Here is a 23,723-nt window from a genome sequence, read left to right on the forward strand (position 1 = left end):
TTCTTGTCTGTACCAAAGTATCGATTGGACGCAATTGAAACCATTGGACGGAAGATCCTGCAAGAGTATGATCCCGCTTTGTTGGACGGGCCTCCCCAGGCAGTCCCCATTGAAACTATCATAGAGACCAAATTTGATCTAACTCTGGAATATCATTGCCTACGCAAAAACGGGAGCATCCTTGGGGAAACGATTTTTGATGAAGGAGCGGTCATTTTATACGACCAAGATGAAAAACGCTACCGCCTGATCGCCGTCAAAGCCGGAACGATCTTGGTGGAGGAGCGGCTTTGTGTGGACAGGCTCCTCGGCAGGCTGCGGTTCACCTGTGCTCACGAATTGGGGCACTGGGTCCTGCACCAGAAGCTGTACTCCGGCACAGGCGATGTGGCTGCCTATGAAGGAAAGACATCTTTGGATGAAAGCCACGGTCTGGTCGAATGGCAGGCGGATGCCTTGGCTACGGCTCTCCTCATGCCCCTGCCGCAAATCAAAAGAAGTTTTTACCGTTTGCGTGCAGGCAGGAGCAATGAGCAGCTGGTTGCGGAAATGGCTCAGATCTTCCAAGTCTCCAAGCAGGCCATGCGTATTCGGTTGGAAACACGCAATCTCATATAAGGTTGGTACGGCAAGCCCCCCTCCTAAAGAGAGGGGCGCAGCCGCACCAATGTTCACAGGCTTTGTTGTGTGCATTTTGTTCGCAGTTTAGCGAACATGGGAGGAGGAGAATGGCATGAGAAAAGAAAGCTCCACTGTGCAGAAATGTAAAAGGCAGATGGCGACCCTTGGATTTGACAGCCAGCTGGCCTATCACCGGGTAAAGCTGATTTTGAAAATCTACCGGGATGTGGTGTGGGTCCTCAGTGAGCGGGTGGAGGAACTGCATGAGTATGCCTGGGAGCTGGGCGCTCAGGACGCTGATACCGGGCTTATCTATCTGCAAAGCTTCGCCCCGGATATGGATCTGCAGGAGTTTGAGGAACGGGTCTGCTGCGTGATAGAAAACCGGATGCTGGTGGATGTGATCGACCGTGCCCTTCTCCGCTTGAAACGATACCCTGACCGGGGTGAACTTTACTATGAGATCTTGACCAAACAATTTATCCACCGTTTTAACAGCACAGAAAAAGAACTGCTGGATGAGCTGAATATGGAGCGAAGCGTATTCTATGACCGGAAGCGCGAGGCGATCTTCTTATTGTCCCTCTGCCTTTTTGGTTATGCTGTGCCGGAACTTCAGGAAGAATTGGAGATGCCCCGACTTTATCCCGACTGATTCCCGATGAAAAACCGACGAAATCCCTACTCCCTTCCGACTTTGCCTCTGCTATACTCAGTACAGTGGCAGGTATGCGCAAAAATGAATAGGACCAGCTGACAAGGGCCGGGACGCTGTAAAGTGTCCCGGCCCGCTGTATTCCTGCCGCAATATGGCGGCGGGGATCGGCCGGGGATGCAGAAATGCGTCCCCGGCTATTTTTCTGCCCGGCACTGGGAGGGCCGGCATGGGCTGGGAGGCTTATATCGCCAAGTACCCCTGATTTCAAGATTTTGATTCGCTATCAAAATCTTGAAATTTGGAGGAAAGGCAAATGGCAAGGCGAGATAAATACCATATTAATTATGAAAAATTATATCCAGGCATTGAAATTCCGCCAGAAGTTCTCAGTGTACTTCGAAAAGGGGATCGAAAAGAAGAATACCAGGAAGTGGATCTGAAGCAGGAGCGCTTTGTCTATGACCCAGAAACAAAAACTGCACATTTCATTCCTGGCCGGGAAGATTCCTATGAACGCCTGGTCGAAGATGAGAAGCGGCAGTTTTCAAATGAAGATCCTACTCCAGAGGAGCATCTTATGAGAAGCATTGAGAACGAACTTCTCAGACAGGCAGTAGCACTGCTGAAGGAGGATGAGCGTCAGCTCATCCTCCTTCGTTTTTGGCAAGAATGCTCACAATCACAAGTCGCAGAACTGCTTGGACTTTCACAGCAGGCGGTAAGCTATCGGGAACGAAATATCTTAGGGAAAATCAAAAAATTTCTGAAAAAGTAAATTTTGTTTTTGTGGATTCCCTTTTTCAACGGGAAAGAAAGTGAGGGGGTATAAGCTACCTCATCAAGCACCTTGAAAATTGAACATCCGATTGTCTGAATACCTTCCTGACGGGGCCTCTTCTGAAAAGGGGCAAGCGACGCTGGAGGATGCGCCAAGACCACCTGTAGAGGTTCTGGTACAGGCTGCAAACGAGGTCACCTATACATTTTTGTTCGGTTGTGCCAGCCTGCCGGATTATCCCTCTATCAACGACGGCCAAATAAGGTGCCAAGCGGGTCCATCCGTCCACAAAACAGCCGATGGCAAGCTGTATCGCAATGACTCCGTCAGGGACAATGATACTTCCGTCCAGTCCCAGCCCCCACCGGAATGGGGACCACGCAAGGAGGGCGGCCGACAGAGATCCTGCCGGGGGTGAGACTCCCATGACGCGGTGAAGCCAGCCGTGGTTCAGATAGATCGCCCTATGAGTTGGCGCTGTATGCGCTGGCTCCGCGCTTGGGGGAGTAGTGTCGAATACGAGCGCAGAAGAAGACAACACAAATGTGAGTCTTAATATCAGAAGCAATGGGGATCGCTTCTGTCCAAAACCCGTTTACTGACCGGAACATGCCATACGAGCAGCCATTCCAACCAAGTGCGGGAGATGCGGAAGCGGTCCCTATTTTTGTGATATTAAGCCCAAGATACAAGGAGGTGTATTCCATGAAAATATATTGCAGACAGGAAATCAGCCGCGGCGACATTTACTATGCTGACCTGCGGCCGGTAGTTGGCTCTGAACAGGGCGGCGTCCGCCCTGTGGTCATTGTGCAGAACGACGTGGGCAACCGCCACAGCCCCACAGTGATCGCGGCGCCCATTACCAGCCGGGCGGGAAAGGCAAGGCTTCCCACCCATGCGCGGATAGACGGACAACACGCGGCCCTGCGCCCCGGCTCCATCGTCCTGCTGGAGCAGCTGCGCACCCTGGACCGCTCCAGACTGCGGGGCAGGATCGGCAGGCTGAGCGGAGAAGAACTGGAACAGTTTGATCACGCGCTGAAGGTCAGCGTTGGTCTGGCTGACGCTTATCGTGGACCCACTCTGGAATAGGCGTCGCGGCAAGACAGAAAAAGCACCCGCATGGCACAATCCATCCGGCAAGCCATCAGAACACAGCACCGTGCCGTCCATCGGCTCCGGTGGGCGGCCCATCCTATCAAGGAGGGCTTTTAGAATGACAAAAAAAGAACTGACCGATAACCTCATATTCCTTTCCGCCCTGAAGATGCTGGAGCGTCTCACAGCGGACGGAAGACTGAGCGCCGCAGAGCAGGAGGCGGCCCGCCGGGAATTGGAACGGAGGCTCCGCCCCACTCTGCTGTTCGCCTGAACCGCCGCCAGAAAACTGAACTGGTTGCCCAAATTTCCCCCCGCGTCTTCGTTGGGTTTGGTGATAGCTATTGGGAGAAGAACATGGTATTGTGTGTCGCTGAAAGGAGGTCAAAAAAGATATGACAACGGCAAACACAGCAGCCGCGGGCGCTCCACGGATTACCGTGATCGACCCACGCGCACCGGAACGGGCCAAATTGCGGGTGGCCGCCTACGCGAGGGTCAGCAGCGACTCCGATGACCAGATCAACTCCTACATTGCCCAGGTCGATTTTTACAGCAAGTACATCGCCTCGAAAGAGGACTGGGAGATGGTGGACATCTACGCGGACGAGGGGATCACCGGTCTGGAGGCCCGCAGGCGGGATGACTTCAACCGAATGATGGAGGACTGCAGGGCGGGAAAGATCGACCGGGTATTGGTCAAATCCATCTCCCGGTTTGCCCGCAACACCAAGGAGTACATTCAATTCGTGCGGGAGCTGCTCCGCCTTGGGATCAGCATCTACTTCGAAAAGGAAAATATTGATACGGGGAAAATGACCTCGGAACAGGTCGCGCAGATCTACGGGGCTTTCGCCCAGATGGAATCCACCAACCACTCCGGCAATATGCGCACCAGCGTGCGGATGCGGATGGAAAAGGGGCTGTTCGTCCCGCCCACAGCGCCCTATGGCTACCGGCTGGCAGGCCGTGATCTGGAGATCATCCCCGAGGAGGCTGAGGTGGTCCGCATGATTTACAGCGCCTATCTGAGGGGCCAGGGCAAAGAAGACATTGCCAGAGAGCTGAACCGGCTCGGAACAGAGCGGGGCCGGGGACGACAGAAATGGCATCCGTCCACAGTACACTACATCCTGACCAACATCTCCTACACCGGGGATATGATCTGGCAAAAGAGCTATGCCACCGATACCATCCCCTTCCGGCAGGTGCGCAATCATGGAGAGAAACCGCAATACTTTGTGGAGAACTGCCACCCTGCCATCGTCAGCCGGGAGGAGTTCCAACGGGTACAGGAGCTGATGGCATCCCGCAGGGAACAGTTTACAGCAGGTGCAAAACCGCGGGAATCTGTGTACAGCGGCCACATTTTCTGTGGGGAGTGCGGCTCCATGTGCCGCCAAAAGATCTCCAGTGGAAAGCGGTATTGGGTCTGCCACCGGCATGACAAGTCCAAGGCTGACTGCCCGATCCCACAAATTCCGGAAACGGAGATCGAACAGGCGGTCCTCCGTCTCTGCCGGAAGCTGAAGCAGGGCAGCGGCCGCATCCTGCGGCCGGTTCTGGGGCAGCTGCGGGAGCTGCGGGAACGGGAGCTCCGCTCCAACCGCAGAATCAGCGATATTGACAAAGAAATATCCCATCTCACAGAGCAGAATCTCGTCCTTGTACGGCTGAAGTCGAAAGGATACGTGGATTCTGCTCTCTATTTATCCCAGACGGACGAGATCGGCCGGAAACTGCGGGATCTGCGCAAACTGCGGCGCCGCATCCTCGATTCCACAGGAGAAGACCGCCAGATCCAAGCCACAGAGCAGATGCTGGTGTATCTGGAGGAGATCCCTGAGCGGATGGACCAGGTGGACGCCGGTGCCTTCGAGGAGCTCATCCAGCGAATCATAATCGTATCAGCAGAGCAGGTGAGGTTCCAGCTCCACAATGGCCTGGAGCTGACGGAAAAAGTGGAAAGGGCGGTGCGGTAAATGGCTTGGCAGAGAAAAATTCCGTTCGGTTACTCGATTCAAAACGGAGAAATCATCCGTCAGACTGAGGAAGAAAAAGCGGTCCAGGACATCTTTTCCCGCTATCTGCTGGGCGCGTCCTACAGCCAAATCGCCGCGGAGATGGAGCGGCAGGGCATCCGTTATCATCAGCACACACCGCGGTGGAACAAGCACATGGTAAAACGCATCTTGGAAAATCCCAAATACCTGGGCGGCGATGTATGCCCCCGATTGATTTCCGATGCCGATTTCCTTGCCGTCCAGCTGCGGCGCGGTGACCAGACTACCTATGCCCCCTGCCCAAAACAGCTGGCTCCGGTGCGCGGGCGGGCAGTGTGCGCGATATGCGGCTCCCCCATGACGCGGGACACCAGGCGCCAAGGCCGCCCCCGCTGGCACTGCCAGAACCCGGAATGCGGGCACAGCCTGTACATTGCAGACGAGGAACTGCTGGCGCGGGTGCGAAAGAAACTCCGCCTGCTGGCTCTGGCTGTGGAAGAGATCAGGGAAACGGCTCCGCCCACCCCCTCCCTGGACAGCATCCGCATCCAGAATGAACTGAACCTGTGCTTCAATCGGGCGGACGCCAACCACGAATATGTGAAAGCCCTTATCCTCGGCGCGGCTACCGAGCGTTACAATGAAATGCCGGACCCCGGCCCCTGCCAGCGGCTGAGGGATCTCGTCCGGCAGGTGCGCGAGAACCCGGAGGATGAAGAAACCCTATGGGCATTTTGCGAAGCGGCCGCCAGCCATATCCGTATGGGACAAGGCGGCATAGAGCTGGCACCGATGCCCGTATTGAAGATTCAACATAGAGAGGAGCTGGCGGTATGAACGCGGCTGTACAGGCGGCAACGCCCAAAAAGGTAACTATAATCCCCTGTGATCCCCAGCTGGCGGAGCGTGATATCCGCAAAAAACATCTGCGGGTGGCCCCCTACTGCCGGGTGTCCACCGACAAGGAGGAGCAGCTATCCAGCTATGAGGCGCAGATCGAGTACTATACCGACAAGATCAACTCCAATCCGGACTGGACCATGGTGCGCCTGTATGCGGATGAGGGGATCACCGGCACCTCGGCCCGGAAGCGCAAGGACTTCCTGAAGATGGTACGGGACTGCCAAAAGGGGAAGATCGATCTGGTCATCACCAAGTCGGTGTCCCGGTTCTGCCGCAACACACTGGACGGGCTGAACTATGTGCGCCGCCTGAAACAATACGGTGTAGGCGTGTACTTTGAAAAGGAAAATGTGAACACGCTCTATATGGACAATGAGATGATTCTCACCTTTATGATGAGCCAGGCCCAGGCGGAGAGCGAATCCCTCAGCGGGAATGTGAAGTGGGGCCACCGCAAGAACTTCCAGGACGGGAAGGTCTACTACAACTACAAAGGCTTCCTCGGCTACCGGAGGGGAGCGGACGGCCGGCCGGAAATCGATCCGGAGCAGGCTGCGGTGGTGCGCCGGATTTTTTCCCGGTATCTGCTGGGCCATAGCGTCCGCCAGATCGTCACCGACCTGATGGCGGACGGGATCAAAACCGCTACCGGCAAAGAAATCTGGCATGACAGCGTCATCCAGAAGATGCTCTGCAACGAGAAATATATTGGAGACGCCCTGCTTCAAAAGACCTACATCGCGGATCTGTTCAGCAAAGAAAAGCGGGTCAACAACGGTGAGCTGCCGAAATATTATGTACACGACTGCCATCCGGCCATCATTGACAGGGAAACCTTTCAGAAGGTGCAGGAGGAAATTGCCCGGCGCTCCAGCATCCGAAAGACATCGTCAAAAACCAAGACGGAGCTGGGTAAATACTGCGGCAAATATGTTCTCAGTGAACTGCTGGTCTGCGGAGAATGCGGCAGCCCCTACCGGCGGGTGATCTGGACGCAGAAAGGCGTCAAGCGGGTGGTGTGGCGGTGCCAGAACCGGCTGGAGCATGGAAAAAAGCTCTGCAAGAAATCGCCCACCTGGGATGAGCAGGATCTTCACGCCGCGGTGATCGGGGCCATGAACGAGCTTTTTCAAACACAGATGGCCAAGGACGAACTGAAAGCCAGCATTGCCGCCGCCCTCGCCGGGGAGGAACAGGAACTGACTCTGCCGGCGGTGGAGGTGCGGATACGCGGCCTGCAGGAACGCCAGCTGGAGATCTTCCAGCTGATTGTGGGCGCCGGGCCGGACTGCACCGACTATGATGAGGAGCTCCAGCAGGTAAACATGGCCAAAACCAGCCTGATGGCGAAGAAAGCGGAGCTGGAGCGTACCCAGCAGACTGCCCCGGTATTCGAACATCGGCTGGAGGAGCTCAGCAAGGAGGTGGATGGCGCAACCGGCGCGATCAGTGCCTTCGATGAGCTGACCGTGCGCCAGCTCATCAGCAATATCAAGGTGCTGGACAAGGAGAACCTCCTTGTCCGGTTCAAGGACGGGACGGAGATCACCCAGCAAAAATGAGGAGGCTGAGGTATTATGGAATACAGAAAAACATATTTCCGGATTCACAGCCGCTATCAGTTCGATTCCGGCTGGCTGGACGAGAGTGACGCGACTGAGTTTCGAGAGGAAACTCGCCGCCTGTTCCAGAGTGCGGGCTGGGATCTGCATCCCGACGGAGACAGTACATCTGATACCGTCACGAAAGGCCAGCAGGATCTATACCTGCACCCGATGAATTTTAGTGGTATCATAGAGGTGAACGAAATCCCCGCGCTCCAAGCATTGATGAAAGAGGCGGAAACCTTCCAGTGCTATGGCGTTGACTGCTATGAGCGGTACTGGGAACTCACCGATGAAGAATATCTGGGCCAGTTGGAAAGCAAGCGCGAGGAGATTACGCAGACGATCCTGGAACAGTGCCGGACAAAACGCAAGAACCTGTATGTCGCGGGCCCGGTCGCTTTGAATGTCGCTCAAAGGTTCTCTGTGCGCAGGCTCTGCGATAAGGACGGCAAACACAATCTTGCAAATCAATTCGTTGGGAAACTGATGGAACAGCTTGTTCAGAAGGGCCGGCTGGTGACGGCAGAAACCAGAAACGGCCCCGGAATCCGCACGGCAACCGATGCGGAGATCCGTTCCCCGCTGCCAGGGCAGCAGCAAATGACCCTGTAGACATGAGGTGTGACAGAATGGCGATTTATATCACAGGAGATACTCACGGCGGCTTCCAACGCTTTGGAAGCAAATACTTCCCCCAGCAGAAAGAGATGAGCCGAGAGGACTATGTCATCATCACAGGCGATTTCGGAGGCTTGTGGGACGGAGGCCAGAAAGACCAGCACTGGCTGGACTGGCTGGAGGAAAAGCCCTTTACCACCCTGTTCGTGGACGGGAACCATGAGAATTTTGGCCTGTTGGACGCTCTTCCGGAAAAGGAGTGGAACGGCGGGCGGGTCCATGCGGCGCGGGATCATGTCCTGCACCTTATGCGGGGACAGGTCTTCCACTTCGGCGGCCTCACCTGGTTTACCATGGGCGGCGCGGCCTCCCACGATATTCAGGATGGCATCCTCGATCCCGCCGCTCCGGATTTCGAGCGCCAGTATTGGCTGATGCGCCGGATGCGGGCCATGTTCCGGGTCAAGGGTGTGAGCTGGTGGGCTGAGGAGATGCCCAGCCCGGAGGAATACCAAGAGGCCCTGGCAAACCTGGACCGGGTCAACTGGACGGTGGACTGTATCCTGACCCATTGCGCTCCCAGCAGTGTAGTGAGAAAAGTCAACCCTTCCTATGGAACGGATGAACTGACGGACTTCCTTGAAACAATCAGCCAGCGATGCAAATTTGCCTACTGGTTTTTCGGCCACTACCATGACAACCGGATCATTGATGAAAAATACATCCTCCAGTGGGAACAGATCTCTCAGCTGGAGTAGGCGCCCCATGCGGCGGAGCGGCCTTCGGGCCGCTCCTGCTTGTAAAACCGGAAGGAATTGCGGAATAGACGGACGGCTCGTCCTGTGATATGATGATACCAAAGAAAAAAGATTGGAGGACGGCCGGAATGTCGGAAAAGCAAAAGAAAGCCATTCGGGAGCTGACCCTCATGCTGATGTATCTCACCTCCTGGGAGGAGCGGGATACGCCAGGGCTGCGGGCGGTCAAGAAAAGGGACCTGGAAAAGTATCCACTTGTCCGCCGGTGCTGGAAGGGCTATGAACACAGCCTGCTGGATAAACTGTCAGAGGAGGGGCTGATCAACGCTGCCGGGCGAACCTACCCTGCCCTCATCACACCAGAGGGGGAAGCCGAAGCACGGAAGCTGTTGGCTCAGTATGGGATCAAATTGGAAGAAAAAGAGCGGGACAACGACTGAATACAAACTGAAACATCATATCTGCTCTGTTTAGGAAAGGGGTGACCGGAGTATGAAGGAGCGGACCTGCATTTGCTGTGACCTGAAATCGTTTTACGCGAGCGTGGAGTGCATCGAGCGTGGGCTGGACCCCATGACCACCAACCTTGTGGTAGCGGATCTGAGTCGCACCGAAAAGACCATCTGCCTGGCGGTCACCCCTTCCCTGAAGGCTTACGGCATTTCCGGCCGGGCCAGGCTGTTTGAGGTGGTCCAACGGGTCAAGGAGGTCAATGCCCAGCGACAGCGGAGCGCACCTGGCCGGCAGCTCACCGGCGCTTCCTCCCACGACCCGGAGGTGCGGCAAAATCCGTCTCTGGCTCTCGACTATATCGTAGCCCCGCCCCGGATGGCCCACTACATTGACTGGAGTACCCGCGTCTACAGCGTGTACCTCAAGTATGTGGCGCCGGAGGACATCTATCCCTATTCCATCGATGAGGTATTCATGGATGTCACCAACTACCTGGATACCTACAAGATGACAGCGCGGGAGCTGACCCGGACCATCATCCTGGATATCCTGAAGACCACCGGCATCACCGCCGCGGCGGGGATGGGCACTAACCTGTACCTGGCCAAGACTGCAATGGACATCGTGGCCAAGCACGTCCACGCGGACAAGGACGGGGTGCGGATCGCCAAGCTCAACGAGATGACCTACCGGCGGCTCCTGTGGACCCACCGGCCTCTCACCGACTTCTGGCGGGTGGGCAAGGGCTATGCCGCCAAGCTGGAGGCCCACGGCCTCTACACCATGGGGGATATCGCACGGTGTTCCATTGGCAAGCCTACGGACTACCACAATGAGGAACTGCTTTATAAGCTCTTTGGTGTCAACGCGGAGCTGCTCATTGACCACGCCTGGGGTTGGGAACCCTGTACCATCGCGGACGCGAAAGCCTACAAGCCGGAGCACAAGAGCATCGTCTCCGCCCAAGTGCTCCAGTGCCCCTATACCTTTGAAAAGGCCCGGCTGGTGGTGCGGGAGATGGCGGATGTCCTGGCCCTGGATCTGGTGGACAAGAGGCTGGTGACCAACCAGCTGGTGCTCACTGTGGGCTACGACCGGGAGAACCTGGACGACCCCGGCCGCGCTGCCCGGTATCACGGCCCCGTCACCACCGACCGCTACGGCCGGAATATCCCCAAGCACGCCATTGGTACGGAGAACTTCCCCTATACCTCCTCCGCCAATGACCTGCTGAAAGCCGTCACCACCCTCTATGACCGGGTCGTGGACCCGAACCTGCTGGTGCGGCGGCTGAGCATCAGCGCCAACAAGCTGCTGGACGAGGCCACCGTCCCCAAGGGCGGGGAGGCAGAGCAGCTGGATCTCTTCACCGACTACGCCGCCAAAGAACGGCAGCAGGCGGAGGACGAGGCTGACCACGCCCGGGAACGGAAGATTCAGGAGGCCATGCTTGGCATCAAAATGAAGTACGGCAAGAACGCCATTCTCAAGGGGATGAACCTGGAGGAGGGCGCCACTACCAAGGAGCGGAACCAGACCATCGGAGGGCATCAGGCATGAGCGGACCATACGACAACATCATAAATCTCCCCCATCCCACCTCTAAGCGGCACCCCCGGATGTCCCTCCATGACCGGGCGGCACAGTTCTCCCCTTTCGCGGCCCTGTCCGGCCACGCCGCCGCCCTGGCGGAGACCACCCGGTTGACGGATCGGAAGATCGAGCTGGACGAGGACACCAGGGCGGAACTGGACCGGCGGCAGGCCGTGCTGCTGGAGCAGATCTCGGAGCAGCCGGAAATCACGGTGACCTGGTTCCAGCCCGACGGGAAGAAAGAGGGCGGGCGGTATATCACGGCCACGGGACGGCTGAAAAAGCTGGACGAGGCGGCACAGGCACTGGTCCTCACGGATGGGACGAGCATCCCCTTGGAGGATGTGCTGGAACTTCAGAGCACCTGCTTCCGCAACATTCTTCCAGATGGATAGGACCAGCCAGTGCGGACAGGCCGAAATAACCCCATTATAACCCCTTGATAAAGAGGTTATAATGGGGTATAATAATCAACAGAGAAAGGGGGCGCGGCATGGACGAAAAAAAGAGGCTGGACGCCATCCAAGCGTTAGAGCGGCAGATCAATGGGCTGCCCATTGGATATATCTCAAAGAAAAACATCAATGGCAAGGCCCGCTATTACCACCAGTGGACAGAGGCCGGGAAAAAACGCAGCCGGTATCTGCGGGATGGAGAGCTGGAACCGCTCCAAAAGCAAATTGAGGAGCGGAGATCCCTGCAGGCGGAGTTAAAGAAGCTGCAGGCTGGGATGCCGAAACAGAGCCAGCCGAAGCTGGACTTTGAAACCAGTGTCATTACCGGCAGAGGGCTGGACGCCATGTTCCAAGGGGTAGAGAGCTGGCAGCGGCGGGACTGCTTTGCACAGCTGGAGGATTACCTGTACGGCTCTGGGCGCGACCGGGTCTGCCTGGTCTTCGGCCTGCGCCGGACGGGAAAAACCACCATGCTCCGGCAGGCCATCGGACGGATGACCAGCGAGGCTCTTTCGCGGGCCGCCTATCTCAAAGCCCGCAGGACAGACAATATGGCGATGATGAACCGGGATCTGAAAAAGCTGTTTGACGCGGGATTCCAGTACGTATTCATTGATGAGGTTACGCTGATGCGCGACTTCATCGATTCCGCCGCCATCTTCTCCGATGTCTTTGCCGCCATGGGGATGAAGATTGTCCTGTCCGGTACCGACTCTCTGGGCTTCTGGCTGGCAATGGATCAGGAGCTGTACGACCGGGCCAAGCCCATCCACACGACCTTTATCCCCTACCGGGAATACAGCCGGCTGCTGGGGATCAACAGCATCGACGAGTATATCCGCTATGGCGGGACGCTGCGGGCCGGTGAAACAGCATTTGACGACGCGGACGCCAACGCCCAGGACGCCTCCTTCCGGGATGACGAGTCTACACGGCGCTATATCGACACGGCGATCTGCCGGAACATCCAGCACTCCCTGGCCTGCTATGAGGCCGGCGGGCATTTTCGCCATTTGTACTCCTTATACAAGGCCGGGGAATTGACCAGTGCCATCAACCGGATCATTGAGGACATGAACCACCGTTTCCTGATTTCGGTGCTGACAGAGGACTTCACCTCCCATGACCTGCGGCTCACCGCCGCGAATCTGCGGAAAGAACGCAATCCCCAAAAACGCACAGATGTGCTGGATACCATTGACACTGAGGTCGTCACCCGCCGGCTGATGGAACTGCTGGACATTCGGAACCGGGAGGAGCAGTCTATCGGCATCACACAGGCCCATGTCAACGAGATCAAGGAATATTTGGCCGCGCTGGAGCTGATCGTGGACTGCCCCATTGAAACGGCAGATCCAGACGCCAAGCCCGTGGAGCATATCCTGTTCACCCAGCCGGGGATGCGGTATTGCCAGGCACAGGCCCTTGTCCACGCGCTGATGAAAGACGAGACCTTCGCGGCGCACAGTGAGCTGGAAAAGGCGCAGGTCACAGAGCGGATTCTGGAAGAAGTCCGTGGACGGATGATGGAGGATATTGTGCTGCTGGAAACCCTGAAGGCAGCTGACAGAGACCATCGTGTATTCAAGCTGCAATTTGCTGCCGGCGAGTTTGACATGGTGATCTATAACGAAAAAGAGAACAGCTGTGAGATCTTTGAGATCAAGCACAGCGGGAATCGGACGCCGGAGCAGTACCGGCATTTGATCGATGAAGAAAAGTGCCAGCAGACGGAGCGGCGGTTCGGCCCGATTCGGGGACGGTATGTGCTATATCGGGGTGAAACAGCGCAGGCCGAAAAGGGCGTGCAGTATCAAAATGTAGAGTCCTATCTGAAAGAACTGCCCAATCTCGATGTGTGCCAGTCAAACAAGATTGTTCCCCAGACAATGGGCCCTGTGCTGTAAAACGGCTCGATGCGGGTATTCGGACGACGAAATCAAAAATATCGATTTTAACCGCCCCTTCCAAAGAAAACCTTGTAATCTCAACGGTTACAGGGTTTTCTTTTGTTTTCGTTTAATGTGTTATGTGCTAATATGATACCAATTTTCGAGGTTAAACTTAGCGTTTGAGGTTAAAAATCTGCGAAATTTTACAGCACGGCGCACCAAAAAACATCCCCCGGACACCAGCACAGGGTATCCGGGGGTGGGTGAGAGTGGATGTTGGGGGAGCGAAGAAGGGGTAGAGTGAGGATTGTGAAAGGTTAAATTGACTATTATAAACGACGAACCATAATTTATGCAGACATTGTATTAATGGAATATAGGTAGTGCGTAAAATTCTGTGTAAAGACCGAAGGCAGGTGAAATGCAATTAGAGGGTGATTGGCACCCTGTGGCCGAAATAAATCATGAGATGGTCGAGAATCGTGCCCCAATTACGGATGGGCATCGTCCATTTTTCAGTGATGTTGATCGTCGCCAAATACAGAATTTTCATCAGAGCGTCATCGGAAACAAAGGCGCTCTTCGTCTTTGTCACCTTGCGCAGCTGGCGATTGAAATTCTCAATGGCATTGGTCGTGTAAATGAGCGTGCGAATTTCAGGAGGATACTTGAACATAGTCGAAAGCTCAGGCCAGTTTACCCGCCAGCTCTTGACTCCGAGAGCATAAGCGCACCGGGCAGAACCGCCGCACGGTTAGTCTGGCTATCGACATTCAATCAAAGCTTCAACGAAAAGGGCCGGGATATGAACGGTGGGCTAAGGTATTCAATCTAAAACAGATGGCCGCAGCCCTTGCCTATTTGCAGGATAATAACCTTCTGGAATATGAGCAGTTGGAGAAAAAAGCGGCTTCGGCAACAGAGTGTTTTCATTGATATAGCGGTACACCACCAGCCTGCTGGCACATTTTTCAAAATCGGATCTGCAGAAACAGTGGGAAAAGGCTTTTGGCGGATTGTCAAATCAGGTGCGGCGAAAGATCAAAGAAACCTTTAGGCGCAAAACGCCCCGGCCCCAGCCGCAAAAGCGGTCGGGACCGGGGCGCTCTTCGTTTTTCAGGCCAGGCCCAGCAGACGGGCCGTGGTGGCAACCGAAAAGCAGACCAGCATCCCGATGCCGGTGGGCAGCAGGATGGAGACCAGGGTCCATTTGGCGCTGCCCGTCTCCTTCCCAATGGTCAGGCAGGTCGTGGAGCAGGGCCAGTGGACCAGGGAAAAGAGCATGGTGCACACCGCCGTCAGCCAGGTCCAGCCGTTGTCCACCAGCAGCGCCCGCAGGGCCTCCAGATCATCCAGCGCCAGCAGGGAGCCGCTGGAGAGATAGGCCATGATAATGATGGGCAGCACGATCTCATTGGCCGGAAAGCCCAGGAGGAAGGCCATCAGGATGACTCCGTCCAGCCCCAGCAGCCGGGCGAAGGGGTCCAAAAATCCGGTGCACCAGTCCAGGATGCTGCCCCCGCCCACCCGAACATTGGCGCACAGCCAGATCAGCAGCCCCGCCGGGGCCGCAACGGACACCGCCCGCCCCAGCACGAACAGGGTCCGGTCCAGCACCGAGCGGACGATGACCTGCCCGATGCGCGGCCGCCGGTAGGGCGGAAGCTCCAGCGTAAAGGAGGAGGGCACGCCCTTCAGGATGGTACCGGACAGCAGCCGGGACACCCAGAAGGTGAGAAAGACCCCCAGCAGGATGACCCCGGTCAGCAGCAGCGCCGACAGCACGCCCCGTCCCATACCCGCTCCGGTCCCCACAAAAAACATGGTAATGATTGCGATCAGAGTGGGAAAGCGCCCGTTACAGGGAACAAAATTGTTGGTCAGGATGGCGATAAGCCGTTCGCGGGGCGAATCAATGATGCGGCAGCCCACCACGCCGGCCGCGTTGCAACCAAAGCCCATGGCCATGGTCAGCGCCTGCTTGCCGCAGGCGCTGGCCTTTTGAAATGCATGGTCCAGCACGAAGGCCACCCGCGGCAGATAACCGAAGTCCTCCAGCAGGGTGAACAGAGGGAAAAAGATGGCCATAGGGGGCAGCATCACCGAGACCACCCAGGCCAGTACCCGGTACACCCCCAACACCAGCGCCCCATGGAGCCATGCCGGGGCATTCAGAGCGGTAAGCAGGTCACTCAACCGGTCCTGGACCCAGAACAGGCCCGCAGAGAGCAGCTGCGACGGGTAATTGGCGCCCTGGATGGTCAGCCAGAACACCCCGGCCAGCAGCAGAAGCATCAGAGGAATCCCGGTGGCGCGGGATGTGAGCAGGCGGTCCAGCTTGCGGTCCCGTTCCAGGCGCTCCTCCCGCTCACAGGAGACCACACCGGCGCACAGCTCCTCCGCGGTCAAAACCAGCCGCGAGACCAGGCAATCCCTGAGTTCCTTTGCGCCGAGCCCGGACCGGGCCAGAACGCCCCGTGCGCCCTCCAGCGCTTTCTGTAGCGCCTCGTCCCGCCGCACGTCCCAGCCCAGCGTTTCCGACAGGCGCTCCAGCAGCGCAGCGTCCTGATCCAGCAGCCGCAGGGCCGTCCAGCGTGCGCTCAGCCGTCCGGCCAGCCGTGTTTCCAGCAGCGGACGCAGCTGCTCCACCGCGGCCTCGATGGGCGGCAGGTAGCGCACCGGCGGCGGCGCCGGCGCTTCCGGCGCGGCGGTCAGCTCCGCCACCGCGTCCATCAATTCCTCCAGCCCCTCGCCCCGCCCGGCCGCCGTACCCACCACCGGCACCCCCAGCCGCCGGGCGAGGCCCTCCAGATCCACCCGGATCCCTTTTTTTCGGGCCTCATCCAGCAGGTTGACGCACACCACGCACCGCGGTTCCAGCTCCAGCGTCTGCAGGACCAAATTCAGATTGCGCTCCAGACAGGTGGCGTCGCACACCACGACCGCCGCGTCCGCGCCGCCGAAGCAGAGAAAATCCCGCGCCACCTCTTCTTCCGCCGAGTGGGCCATGAGGGAATACGTACCCGGCAGATCCACCAGCACGTAGCCCCGTTCCCGGTGCTCACACTGTCCCTGCGCGTTGGCCACGGTCTTTCCCGGCCAATTTCCCGTATGCTGCCGGAGCCCGGTCAGCGCGTTGAAGACGGTGGACTTGCCCACATTGGGGTTCCCCGCCAGGGCGATCACCCGGTCCTCCGGCCGGTTCTTTTGGAGCACCAGCCCGCCGTCCACCGCGCCCGCGCCGGTGGAGGTATTGGTCAATCCCATCGCCAGCTCCTCCCCCCTTACTGCGTTCAGGCCAGTGCAGTCCGGCCCGCCGGGGCACGCTCCGGGCAGAGCCCCTCCAGCCGGACGCCCCGGGCGTCCCGGCCCCGCAGGGCGATGACCGCGCCCCGGATCAGATACGCCGCCGGGTCCCCGGCGGGACTTTTGGCGGTGCAGGTGACCCGGGTGCCCCGGATCAGGCCCAGATCCAGCAGCCGGCGGCGCATGGCCTCATCGGCCTGGATCTCCGCTACGTAGGCGCTCTGCCCGACCCGCAGGGCGCTGAGAGAATATTCGCTCATATCTCAAATCCCCTTGCCATAAGTTGGTGTAAGGAAACTTTGTTTCCGCACCCTATCTTATTGTGCCGTGCGGCAAAAGGTGCCGCCGGAATGGGAGGTGCGCGCGTATGTCCCAGACGGAACAGGCGGATTTTTACACTCAAAAGGGCTATCAGATGCGCAAACAGCAGCAAATGACCGGCGCTATGGAAGATTACCTGGAGATGATCTGCCGCCAGGCCCGGGCGGAGGGGTACGTGCGCATCAACTTTTTGGCCGGGCGGCTCAACGTACGCCCCTCCTCCGCCTCCAAGATGGTCTATCAGCTGCGGGAGCAGGGTCTGGTGACCTTTGAGAAGTACGGTCTCATCCAACCCACTCAGCGAGGCTGGGAGATCGGCCGTTACCTGCTCTACCGGCACGACGTGCTCCACCGGTTCTTTTGTCTGGTCAACGGCTCCACGGATGAGCTGGAACAGGTGGAGCAGGTGGAACACTATCTCAACGAGAGCACCGTGCACAATCTGGATATCCTGCTGTCCCGGCTGGAAAGCGCTGCTCCGGCGGAATAGCATGCGCCAAAAGGCACAGAACGGCCCGGGATCCTTCCCGGGCCGTTCTGTCTATTTCCGACAAACCGCACGGCAGCGCATTGACATATCCGTTTCATCTGTTAGAATGATAACAAATCGTTTGAATCGACTGCCGCGGGCCCTGCAAGGCCCGCCTTTGGAGGGAAAAGCATGCCGCAAACTGCACAAGAGAATAAGATGGGCGTGATGCCGGTGCGCCGCCTGCTGATCACCATGGCCCTGCCCATGATGATCTCCATGCTGGTACAGGCCCTGTATAACGTTGTGGACAGCATTTTCGTGGCCCAGATCAGCGAGAGCGCGCTGACGGCCGTATCCCTGGTCTTTCCCTTTCAAAACCTGATGATCTCCATCGGCGTTGGGACCGCCGTGGGCGTCAACGCCCTGCTCTCCCGCAGCCTGGGCGAAAAGAACTTCGCGCTCGCCGACCAGACGGCGGAGAATGGTGTGTTTCTCTCGCTGCTCAGCTATCTGGCCGTTCTGGTCCTCTCTCTGACGTTGGCGCAGCCCTTTATGGCCATCCAGATCGACGATCCCGAGATCATTTCCTACGGCGTGTCCTATCTGCGCCTGGTGGGCGGGCTCTCCGTCGGCATGTTTGCCGCCATCATGCTGGAGCGTCTGCTCCAGTCCACCGGACGCACCTTCTATACCATGATCACCCAGGGGCTGGGCGCGGTCATCAATATCGTACTGGACCCCCTGATGATCTTCGGCATCGGCCCCTTCCCCGAGATGGGTGTGGCCGGGGCCGCCCTTGCCACGGTGATCGGGCAGTGCGTGGGGGCTGTGCTGGCGCTGTATTACAACATCCGCCATAATCCGGAGATCCATCCCAGGCTGCGGGGCTTTCGCCCCAACGGCGCGGTGATCCGCCGGATTTATGCCGTGGGCGTGCCTTCCATCCTCCTCAGCTCCATCGGCTCGGTGATGACCTTCGGCATGAATCAGATCCTTACCTCCTTTACCTCCACCGCCACCGCCGTGTTCGGCATCTACTTCAAGGTGCAGTCCTTTGCCTTTATGCCGATCTTTGGCCTGAACAACGGCATGGTGCCCATCGTCTCCTACAATCTGGGCGCACAGAAGAAAAAACGGCTGGTCGGCACGGTGAAATTCGCCTTCCTGCTGGCTCTCTGCATTATGATAGCAGGCTTTTTGGTCTTCCAGCTCCTTCCCGCCCCCATCCTCCGCCTGTTCGACGCGTCGGACACCATGCTCTCCATCGGCGTGCCCGCCCTGCGCATCATCAGCATCAGCTTCCTGCTGGCCAGCGGCAGCATCATCAGCATCTCCACCCTCCAGGCGCTGGGGAAGGGCGTGCAGAGCATGATGATCTCCTTCACACGCCAACTGATCGTGCTGCTGCCCGTGGCCTGGCTGCTCTCCCTCCGCGGCACCCTGGAATCCATCTGGTGGGCCTTCCCCATCGCGGAGGTCGTCACGCTGGCGCTGTCCGTCTTCCTGTTGGCGCGCGCCTATCGAACGCTCGTCAAGCCCATGCCGGATGAGGAATAGACGCTCCAAAAGGCCCCCCTGATGCCGCTGCATCAGGGGGGCCTTTTCGTTCGCATCATGCCGTTCTTTTGTCCTTCTGGAGGTGCGCCAGCTTGACGCAGGCCGCGATAACGCCGAAGAGGAACCACCAGGTGAACATATTGCGGGGATAGAACCAGGTGTATTCGGCCAGTCCGATGACCAAAATACCGCAGAAGCCGCCGATCGCCGCCGCCAGCAGCCGCCTGAGGCGCACGTCCGCCGCGGCGCAGAAGGCTTTTACCCCGCTTTTGAGCTGCCAGAGGAGCAGCGCCAGGAAGGCGAGCAGGCCCAGTATCCCGGTCTCGCCCCACATCTGCAGATAGTTGTTGTGGGTGTGGATGGGATAGCTGCCGTCGAAGATGGTGGGGTAGGTCTGGAACACCTTTTTCATCACATCGCTGCCCAGGCCCACGCCGCGGGCCCAATAGTCTTCCATCAGATTCTTGGTAGTCTGATAGATCTCAAACCGGTAGCGGGTGGAGGTGTCCCTGGTATTGCCGATGGTGAGGATGCGGTTGTAAATGGTCTCGGGCAGGAACGGGATGGCCGCCAGGCCCACCAGCAGGATGAGGGGTACAAAGCGCCAATCCAGCAGGGCCAGAAATACCACCACTGCCAAGGCCAGTCCGATCCAGCCGGAGCGGGAGTAGGTAAAGCCGATGGCGGCCACGCCCGCACACAGGGAGAACAGCGAGAACACCTTACCCCGCCAATGGGAATTCAGAAAAAGGGCCAGATCCAGCGGCAGGAGCATCACCAGCTGTTCGGCAAAGTTGTTGGGGTTGTCGAAGAAGGAATAGACCCGCCCCGGCATATCGGCATTGAGCGTCATATCCTGCTGGGAGGGGACCACCTCCACACCGACGTAGCCCTGATAGCAGCCGTACAGGGCGGCCACCGAGATGCCCAGCACCGCCAGGGCCACCACCAGCTGGAGCTGCTCGTACCGGCGCACGGAACTGACCAGCACCAGCACCAGGAGGAAACCCGTCAGGTGGAAGAAGAAAAACCGCATGGACAGATGGGTGGACAGGGACCCCGCCAGCGCAATGCAGAGGAAGGCCAGATAGAGGGTCATATAGGGCCCCAGCCGGTCCAGCTCCAGGCGGTTCTTCGGCCGGGAGGCGCTGCCGATCACGAACAGGCCCAAAAGGCCTGCCGCGGCGGCAAAGCCGTAGGCATTGTTCCAAAGGGAATGGGGCGCCGCCAGCATCACCAGCAGGAACACGCCCACAAAAAAAGATGTGGCGCCGCCCAGCGCGGCGATGAGGCGGCAGAACAGGCTGCCCGCCCAGATGTCCCGCCCCAGTTGGTAGATCCATTTTACCAGTGCGCAGGGGATGTTCAGGATGGCCGTGAACACACGGCAGGCAATGCTGTCCGGCCAGCGCCGGGAGACCGCGCCCTCCCGCCACAGCGCATTCCAGATCACGCTGTTCTTGGCCTGTAGGCAAAACCATTCTCCCACCCGGTCCAGGGCGCGGCCCAGGACGCTATTGGCTCCCGCCTGTTTCAGCCCCAGCCAGGCGGCCAGAAAAACGCGCAGGAACCAGCTGTTTTCCGTAATTGACATCAGTTTTTATACTCCTTGGAATCCGTCGTGGAGCGCCTTTTCATAGACGCCGAAGGTGGCACGGGCCATTTTATGAACCTCAAATTTCGCCTCGATGGTCCTGCGGGCATTTTCCCGGCATGCATCCGTAAAGGAGGGGTCCTCCAAAAAGCGCTCCATCGCGGCCGCCATGGAATCGGGGTTATCATATTCCACCAGCAGTCCGCAGCCCGCCTCGTCGTTCACAATATCGGAATTGCCCCCCATGTCGGTGGCGATAACGGGCAGGCCCGCCGCCATGGCCTCGATGATAAGGAAGGACAGCGCCTCGTGCCGGGAGGCGTTCACATACAGGTCGGAGCCCTTGTAGAGGTTCTTGATATCCTTGCGGAAGCCGATGAATTTGACGCAATCCTCCAAAGCCAGCTGCTTTACCTGCGCCTTGGTGGGCTCCAGCAGCGGGCCGTCCCCCGCCAGCACCAGCGTAAAGGGCTTGTCCGTCCGCTGGGTCAGGCGCTTCACCGAATCGATGAGGTAGCGGTGCCCCTTGTCGTCGGCAAAGCGGGAGGCGCAGAGCATCACAAAACGTCCCTCGTCCAGCCCCAGTTCGGCGCGGAGGGTGGACTGCGAGCGCTCGCCCGCCCAGGCGTCCAGATCCACGGCGTTGAAGATGACCTGGATGCGCTCCCCGCTCCAGCCGTTGGCGATGAGCTGCTCTTTTCCCTTGTTGCACACGGCGATCATCTGATCCTGGCGCTTATCCAGAATGCGGTTGGTGAAGCGGGTCACCGCATCGTTGGCCAGGACGAAATGATTGGTGTACACCACCCGGATATGCGGATTGTATTTCTTGGCCAGCAGGGCGGTGTAGTGCTCCCGCAGGTAATGGCAGTGGACCAGATCGATCCCCCACTCGGCACACAGGGCCGCCAGGTCGCGGGCCGCCTTGTAGTCGAAGCGGCGGCGCATCTCCACACGCCGGCAGGGTACGCCCATCTCCTCCAGCCGCTCCACCAGCAGGCCGCCCTCATGATAGGCAAAAAAGGGCTGGACCAGTCCGTCGGCCGAGAGATAGTTCACCAGAGTCTCCACATACCGCTCCGTCCCCGCCTTCCCGGCGAAGTTGAGCAGATAGAGCACCTTCGTCATAGAAGGATACCCCCTTTTTCCCATAGTAGGCGCGGACTTCCGATCCGCGTCTCCCATTCTACAGGAAACCGCCGGGGAAATCAACCTGCTTTTCAAACAGCGAAGGCCCGCCGCAGCTGCGGCGGGCCCCTTTGCTTTGACTTCCCCGGGCGGAGCAGATCCGCCCTGCGGCAAGGTTTTGCTTCGCAAAACGCTTGTACGCGCCGCAGGCGCGGGGCGCTTGCGCGCCCGGTCGCACGGGAGGGTCCGTCGGAACTCCGCCCGCCCTTTCTTACCGGTAGCTCTTGAGCTTCTCCACCATGTCCGTGTGCGCTCCCCACGAAAGGAATCCTTTCGTGGGGCCCCTTTGCTTTGACTTCCTCGGGCGGAGTAAATCCGCCCTGCGGCAAGGTTTTGCTTCGCAAAACGCTTGTACGCGCCGCAGGCGCGGGGCGCTTGCGCGCCCGGTCGCACGGGAGGGTCCGGTGGAACTCCGCCCGCCCTTTCTTACCGGTAGCTCTTGAGCTTCTCCACCATGTCCGTGTGCTCCCAGGGCAGGTCGATATCGGTGCGGCCGAAGTGGCCGTAGGCGGCGGTCTGCTCGTAGATGGGACGGCGCAGATCCAGGTGCTCGATGATCTTGGCGGGGCGCAGGTCAAAGCACTCGTTCACGATCGCGGAGAGCTTCTCCTCGCTCAGCACGCTGGTGCCGTAGGTATCCACCAGAACGGAGACGGGATGGGCCACGCCGATGGCGTAAGCCAGCTCGATCTGGCACTTGCGGGCCAGGCCGGCGGCCACGATGTTCTTGGCCACATAGCGGGCCATATACGCGGCGGAGCGGTCCACCTTGGTGGGATCCTTGCCGGAGAAGCAGCCGCCGCCGTGGGCAGCGGAGCCGCCGTAGGTGTCCACGATGATCTTGCGCCCGGTCAGGCCGGTGTCGCCCACGGGGCCGCCCACAACGAAGCGCCCGGTGGGATTGACATAAAACTTGGTCTCCCGGTCGATATACTTGGCGGGGATGACCGGCTTGATGATGGTCTCCACAATGGCCTCCCGCAGATCCTTGAGGGCGATATCCGGGTCGTGCTGGGTGGACACCACGATGGCCGGGCAGCGCAGCACGCGGCCATCGTCGTCATACTCCACGGTGACCTGGCTCTTGCCGTCGGGCCGCAGCCAGGTCAGTTCGCCGGTCTTGCGCGCCTCGGCAAGCTTGCGGGAGAGCTGGTGGGCCATAGAGATGGGGGCGGGCATCAGCTCCTGGGTCTCGTCGCAGGCATACCCGAACATCATGCCCTGGTCGCCGGCGCCGATCCGGTCGGCCGCGTCCACGCCGCCGTTCTGGGCCTCATAGGACTGGTTGACGCCCATGGCGATGTCGGGGGACTGCTCGTCGATGGCGGTCATCACCGCGCAGGAGCGGTAATCAAAGCCGTAGCTGGGGTCGGTATAGCCGATGCGCTCCACCGTGCGGCGGACGATGGCGGGGATGTCGGTATAGTGCTTGGTGGTGATCTCGCCCATCACCGTCACGATGCCGGTGGTGGTAAAGGTCTCGCAGGCCACGTGGGCGGTGGGGTCGGCGGCCAGGATGTCGTCCAGGACGGCGTCGGAGATCTGGTCGCACACCTTATCGGGATGCCCCTCGGTAACGGACTCGGAGGTAAACAGTCGCTTTGCCATAGTTCTTTCTTCCTTTCTTTTTCTGGAGGGAGCCTGCCGGATCGAAAAAGCGCTCCGCCGGACGGCGGAGCGCGGAAAGAGGCTCATCCATCCTCATCTTTCGATACTTCTACCGTCGGATTTGGCACCTTGCAATGCAGGTTGCCGGGCTTCATCGGGCCGATCCCTCCGCCACTCTTGATAAGGCTATTCAATTGACACTGGATATTGTAATCACTCTCGCGTGCAATCGCAATA

The 23,723-nt window shown here is 58.7% G+C and carries 21 protein-coding genes, 2 pseudogenes and 1 riboswitch; of the genes and pseudogenes, 17 read left to right on the forward strand and 6 right to left on the reverse strand.

Going from position 1 to position 23,723, the window contains the following annotated elements; translation table 11 throughout:
• The first annotated feature begins 3 nt into the window (after positions 1-3).
• The 14 genes from NE547_RS03480 (at position 4) to NE547_RS03545 (ending at position 13,455) form a co-directional block, all read left to right on the forward strand.
• On the forward strand, positions 4-618 hold the full coding sequence (locus tag NE547_RS03480; RefSeq protein WP_256174767.1) for an ImmA/IrrE family metallo-endopeptidase: 615 nt from the start codon (positions 4-6) through the stop codon (positions 616-618).
• Positions 619-733: 115 nt separating this feature from the next.
• Entirely contained in the window at positions 734-1,276 is a 543-nt protein-coding gene (locus NE547_RS03485; RefSeq protein ID WP_238074826.1) for a hypothetical protein, read from the forward strand.
• Positions 1,277-1,592: 316 nt separating this feature from the next.
• Positions 1,593-2,054 (forward strand): sigma-70 family RNA polymerase sigma factor, encoded by a 462-nt coding sequence (locus NE547_RS03490; protein WP_081958386.1) that lies wholly within the window; start codon positions 1,593-1,595, stop codon positions 2,052-2,054.
• A 708-nt stretch (positions 2,055-2,762) separates the two neighbouring features.
• Complete coding sequence (locus NE547_RS03495; protein ID WP_033120451.1) at positions 2,763-3,152, forward strand: type II toxin-antitoxin system PemK/MazF family toxin; 390 nt, start codon at positions 2,763-2,765, stop codon at positions 3,150-3,152.
• A 124-nt stretch (positions 3,153-3,276) separates the two neighbouring features.
• Positions 3,277-3,432, forward strand: a complete 156-nt coding sequence (locus tag NE547_RS03500; RefSeq protein WP_197055357.1) for a hypothetical protein — start codon at positions 3,277-3,279, stop codon at positions 3,430-3,432.
• A 121-nt stretch (positions 3,433-3,553) separates the two neighbouring features.
• Entirely contained in the window at positions 3,554-5,140 is a 1,587-nt protein-coding gene (locus NE547_RS03505; RefSeq protein ID WP_256174768.1) for a recombinase family protein, read from the forward strand.
• A complete protein-coding gene (locus tag NE547_RS03510) occupies positions 5,141-5,998 on the forward strand; it encodes a recombinase family protein (RefSeq protein ID WP_033120449.1) in 858 nt (285 codons plus the stop codon).
• Positions 5,995-7,626 carry a recombinase family protein gene (locus NE547_RS03515; RefSeq protein ID WP_256174769.1) on the forward strand — a complete coding sequence of 544 codons (1,632 nt, stop codon included), beginning with the start codon at positions 5,995-5,997 and terminating at the stop codon, positions 7,624-7,626. Before NE547_RS03510 ends, NE547_RS03515 begins: the two co-directional genes overlap by 4 nt.
• A 15-nt stretch (positions 7,627-7,641) precedes the next feature.
• Positions 7,642-8,283: a hypothetical protein gene (locus tag NE547_RS03520; RefSeq protein ID WP_256174770.1), complete on the forward strand. Its 642-nt coding sequence runs from the start codon at positions 7,642-7,644 to the stop codon at positions 8,281-8,283.
• Between the two features lie 17 nt (positions 8,284-8,300).
• Positions 8,301-9,047: a metallophosphoesterase gene (locus tag NE547_RS03525; RefSeq protein ID WP_033120446.1), complete on the forward strand. Its 747-nt coding sequence runs from the start codon at positions 8,301-8,303 to the stop codon at positions 9,045-9,047.
• Between the two features lie 128 nt (positions 9,048-9,175).
• Positions 9,176-9,487, forward strand: coding sequence for a DUF6429 family protein (locus tag NE547_RS03530; protein WP_256174771.1), 312 nt, complete (start codon positions 9,176-9,178; stop codon positions 9,485-9,487).
• 52 nt (positions 9,488-9,539) lie between these two features.
• Positions 9,540-11,060 (forward strand): DNA methylase, encoded by a 1,521-nt coding sequence (locus NE547_RS03535; RefSeq protein WP_256174772.1) that lies wholly within the window; start codon positions 9,540-9,542, stop codon positions 11,058-11,060.
• Positions 11,057-11,488, forward strand: coding sequence for a hypothetical protein (locus NE547_RS03540; protein ID WP_256174773.1), 432 nt, complete (start codon positions 11,057-11,059; stop codon positions 11,486-11,488). Before NE547_RS03535 ends, NE547_RS03540 begins: the two co-directional genes overlap by 4 nt.
• Before the next feature lie 98 nt (positions 11,489-11,586).
• On the forward strand, positions 11,587-13,455 hold the full coding sequence (locus NE547_RS03545; RefSeq protein ID WP_256174774.1) for an AAA family ATPase: 1,869 nt from the start codon (positions 11,587-11,589) through the stop codon (positions 13,453-13,455).
• A gap of 412 nt (positions 13,456-13,867) precedes the next feature.
• Here the strand turns inward: NE547_RS03545 and NE547_RS03550 are convergent.
• Positions 13,868-14,167: pseudogene (locus NE547_RS03550) on the reverse strand (transposase); the annotation flags it as partial.
• Between the two features lie 20 nt (positions 14,168-14,187).
• On the opposite strand from NE547_RS03550, the pseudogene NE547_RS03555 reads away from it, so the two are divergent.
• Positions 14,188-14,373: pseudogene (locus NE547_RS03555) on the forward strand (hypothetical protein); the annotation flags it as partial.
• 183 nt (positions 14,374-14,556) lie between these two features.
• On the opposite strand, the gene feoB reads toward NE547_RS03555, so the two are convergent.
• Together feoB and NE547_RS03565 are read right to left on the reverse strand one after the other, a co-directional pair.
• Entirely contained in the window at positions 14,557-16,707 is a 2,151-nt protein-coding gene (gene feoB / locus NE547_RS03560) for a ferrous iron transport protein B (protein ID WP_256174775.1), read from the reverse strand.
• A 26-nt stretch (positions 16,708-16,733) separates the two neighbouring features.
• Positions 16,734-17,006: a FeoA family protein gene (locus NE547_RS03565; protein ID WP_186907918.1), complete on the reverse strand. Its 273-nt coding sequence runs from the start codon at positions 17,004-17,006 to the stop codon at positions 16,734-16,736.
• Positions 17,007-17,113: 107 nt separating this feature from the next.
• On the opposite strand from NE547_RS03565, the gene NE547_RS03570 reads away from it, so the two are divergent.
• Both NE547_RS03570 and NE547_RS03575 read left to right on the forward strand, forming a co-directional pair.
• Complete coding sequence (locus NE547_RS03570; protein ID WP_186907919.1) at positions 17,114-17,557, forward strand: metal-dependent transcriptional regulator; 444 nt, start codon at positions 17,114-17,116, stop codon at positions 17,555-17,557.
• A gap of 171 nt (positions 17,558-17,728) precedes the next feature.
• On the forward strand, positions 17,729-19,096 hold the full coding sequence (locus NE547_RS03575; RefSeq protein ID WP_256174776.1) for an MATE family efflux transporter: 1,368 nt from the start codon (positions 17,729-17,731) through the stop codon (positions 19,094-19,096).
• 55 nt (positions 19,097-19,151) lie between these two features.
• Here the strand turns inward: NE547_RS03575 and NE547_RS03580 are convergent, their stop codons facing one another.
• From NE547_RS03580 to metK, 3 genes are all read right to left on the reverse strand, one after another.
• Positions 19,152-20,690, reverse strand: a complete 1,539-nt coding sequence (locus tag NE547_RS03580; protein ID WP_256174777.1) for an O-antigen ligase — start codon at positions 20,688-20,690, stop codon at positions 19,152-19,154.
• Between the two features lie 6 nt (positions 20,691-20,696).
• Positions 20,697-21,818: a glycosyltransferase family 4 protein gene (locus NE547_RS03585; RefSeq protein ID WP_256174778.1), complete on the reverse strand. Its 1,122-nt coding sequence runs from the start codon at positions 21,816-21,818 to the stop codon at positions 20,697-20,699.
• Between the two features lie 486 nt (positions 21,819-22,304).
• On the reverse strand, positions 22,305-23,486 hold the full coding sequence (gene metK / locus NE547_RS03590) for a methionine adenosyltransferase (protein WP_256174779.1): 1,182 nt from the start codon (positions 23,484-23,486) through the stop codon (positions 22,305-22,307).
• A gap of 90 nt (positions 23,487-23,576) precedes the next feature.
• A riboswitch (SAM riboswitch) is annotated at positions 23,577-23,673 on the reverse strand.
• Between the last annotated feature and the right edge of the window lie 50 nt (positions 23,674-23,723).

This window comes from Flavonifractor sp. DFI.6.63, from assembly GCF_024462255.1.
In the GTDB taxonomy this organism is placed as follows: Bacteria; Bacillota; Clostridia; order Oscillospirales; family Oscillospiraceae; genus Lawsonibacter_A; species Lawsonibacter_A hominis.

What these genes read in the sequence shown, in the direction of transcription:
- NE547_RS03485 (WP_238074826.1), top strand. Translation starts at nt 734, where the DNA reads ATGAGAAAAGAAAGCTCCACTGTGCAGAAATGTAAAAGGCAGATGGCG.
- NE547_RS03490 (WP_081958386.1), top strand. Translation starts at nt 1,593, where the DNA reads ATGGCAAGGCGAGATAAATACCATATTAATTATGAAAAATTATATCCA.
- NE547_RS03495 (WP_033120451.1), top strand. Translation starts at nt 2,763, where the DNA reads ATGAAAATATATTGCAGACAGGAAATCAGCCGCGGCGACATTTACTAT.
- NE547_RS03500 (WP_197055357.1), top strand. Translation starts at nt 3,277, where the DNA reads ATGACAAAAAAAGAACTGACCGATAACCTCATATTCCTTTCCGCCCTG.
- NE547_RS03505 (WP_256174768.1), top strand. Translation starts at nt 3,554, where the DNA reads ATGACAACGGCAAACACAGCAGCCGCGGGCGCTCCACGGATTACCGTG.
- NE547_RS03510 (WP_033120449.1), top strand. Translation starts at nt 5,141, where the DNA reads ATGGCTTGGCAGAGAAAAATTCCGTTCGGTTACTCGATTCAAAACGGA.
- NE547_RS03515 (WP_256174769.1), top strand. Translation starts at nt 5,995, where the DNA reads ATGAACGCGGCTGTACAGGCGGCAACGCCCAAAAAGGTAACTATAATC.
- NE547_RS03520 (WP_256174770.1), top strand. Translation starts at nt 7,642, where the DNA reads ATGGAATACAGAAAAACATATTTCCGGATTCACAGCCGCTATCAGTTC.
- NE547_RS03525 (WP_033120446.1), top strand. Translation starts at nt 8,301, where the DNA reads ATGGCGATTTATATCACAGGAGATACTCACGGCGGCTTCCAACGCTTT.
- NE547_RS03530 (WP_256174771.1), top strand. Translation starts at nt 9,176, where the DNA reads ATGTCGGAAAAGCAAAAGAAAGCCATTCGGGAGCTGACCCTCATGCTG.
- NE547_RS03535 (WP_256174772.1), top strand. Translation starts at nt 9,540, where the DNA reads ATGAAGGAGCGGACCTGCATTTGCTGTGACCTGAAATCGTTTTACGCG.
- NE547_RS03540 (WP_256174773.1), top strand. Translation starts at nt 11,057, where the DNA reads ATGAGCGGACCATACGACAACATCATAAATCTCCCCCATCCCACCTCT.
- NE547_RS03545 (WP_256174774.1), top strand. Translation starts at nt 11,587, where the DNA reads ATGGACGAAAAAAAGAGGCTGGACGCCATCCAAGCGTTAGAGCGGCAG.
- feoB (WP_256174775.1), bottom strand. Translation starts at nt 16,707, where the DNA reads ATGGGATTGACCAATACCTCCACCGGCGCGGGCGCGGTGGACGGCGGG.
- NE547_RS03565 (WP_186907918.1), bottom strand. Translation starts at nt 17,006, where the DNA reads ATGAGCGAATATTCTCTCAGCGCCCTGCGGGTCGGGCAGAGCGCCTAC.
- NE547_RS03570 (WP_186907919.1), top strand. Translation starts at nt 17,114, where the DNA reads ATGTCCCAGACGGAACAGGCGGATTTTTACACTCAAAAGGGCTATCAG.
- NE547_RS03575 (WP_256174776.1), top strand. Translation starts at nt 17,729, where the DNA reads ATGCCGCAAACTGCACAAGAGAATAAGATGGGCGTGATGCCGGTGCGC.
- NE547_RS03580 (WP_256174777.1), bottom strand. Translation starts at nt 20,690, where the DNA reads ATGTCAATTACGGAAAACAGCTGGTTCCTGCGCGTTTTTCTGGCCGCC.
- NE547_RS03585 (WP_256174778.1), bottom strand. Translation starts at nt 21,818, where the DNA reads ATGACGAAGGTGCTCTATCTGCTCAACTTCGCCGGGAAGGCGGGGACG.
- metK (WP_256174779.1), bottom strand. Translation starts at nt 23,486, where the DNA reads ATGGCAAAGCGACTGTTTACCTCCGAGTCCGTTACCGAGGGGCATCCC.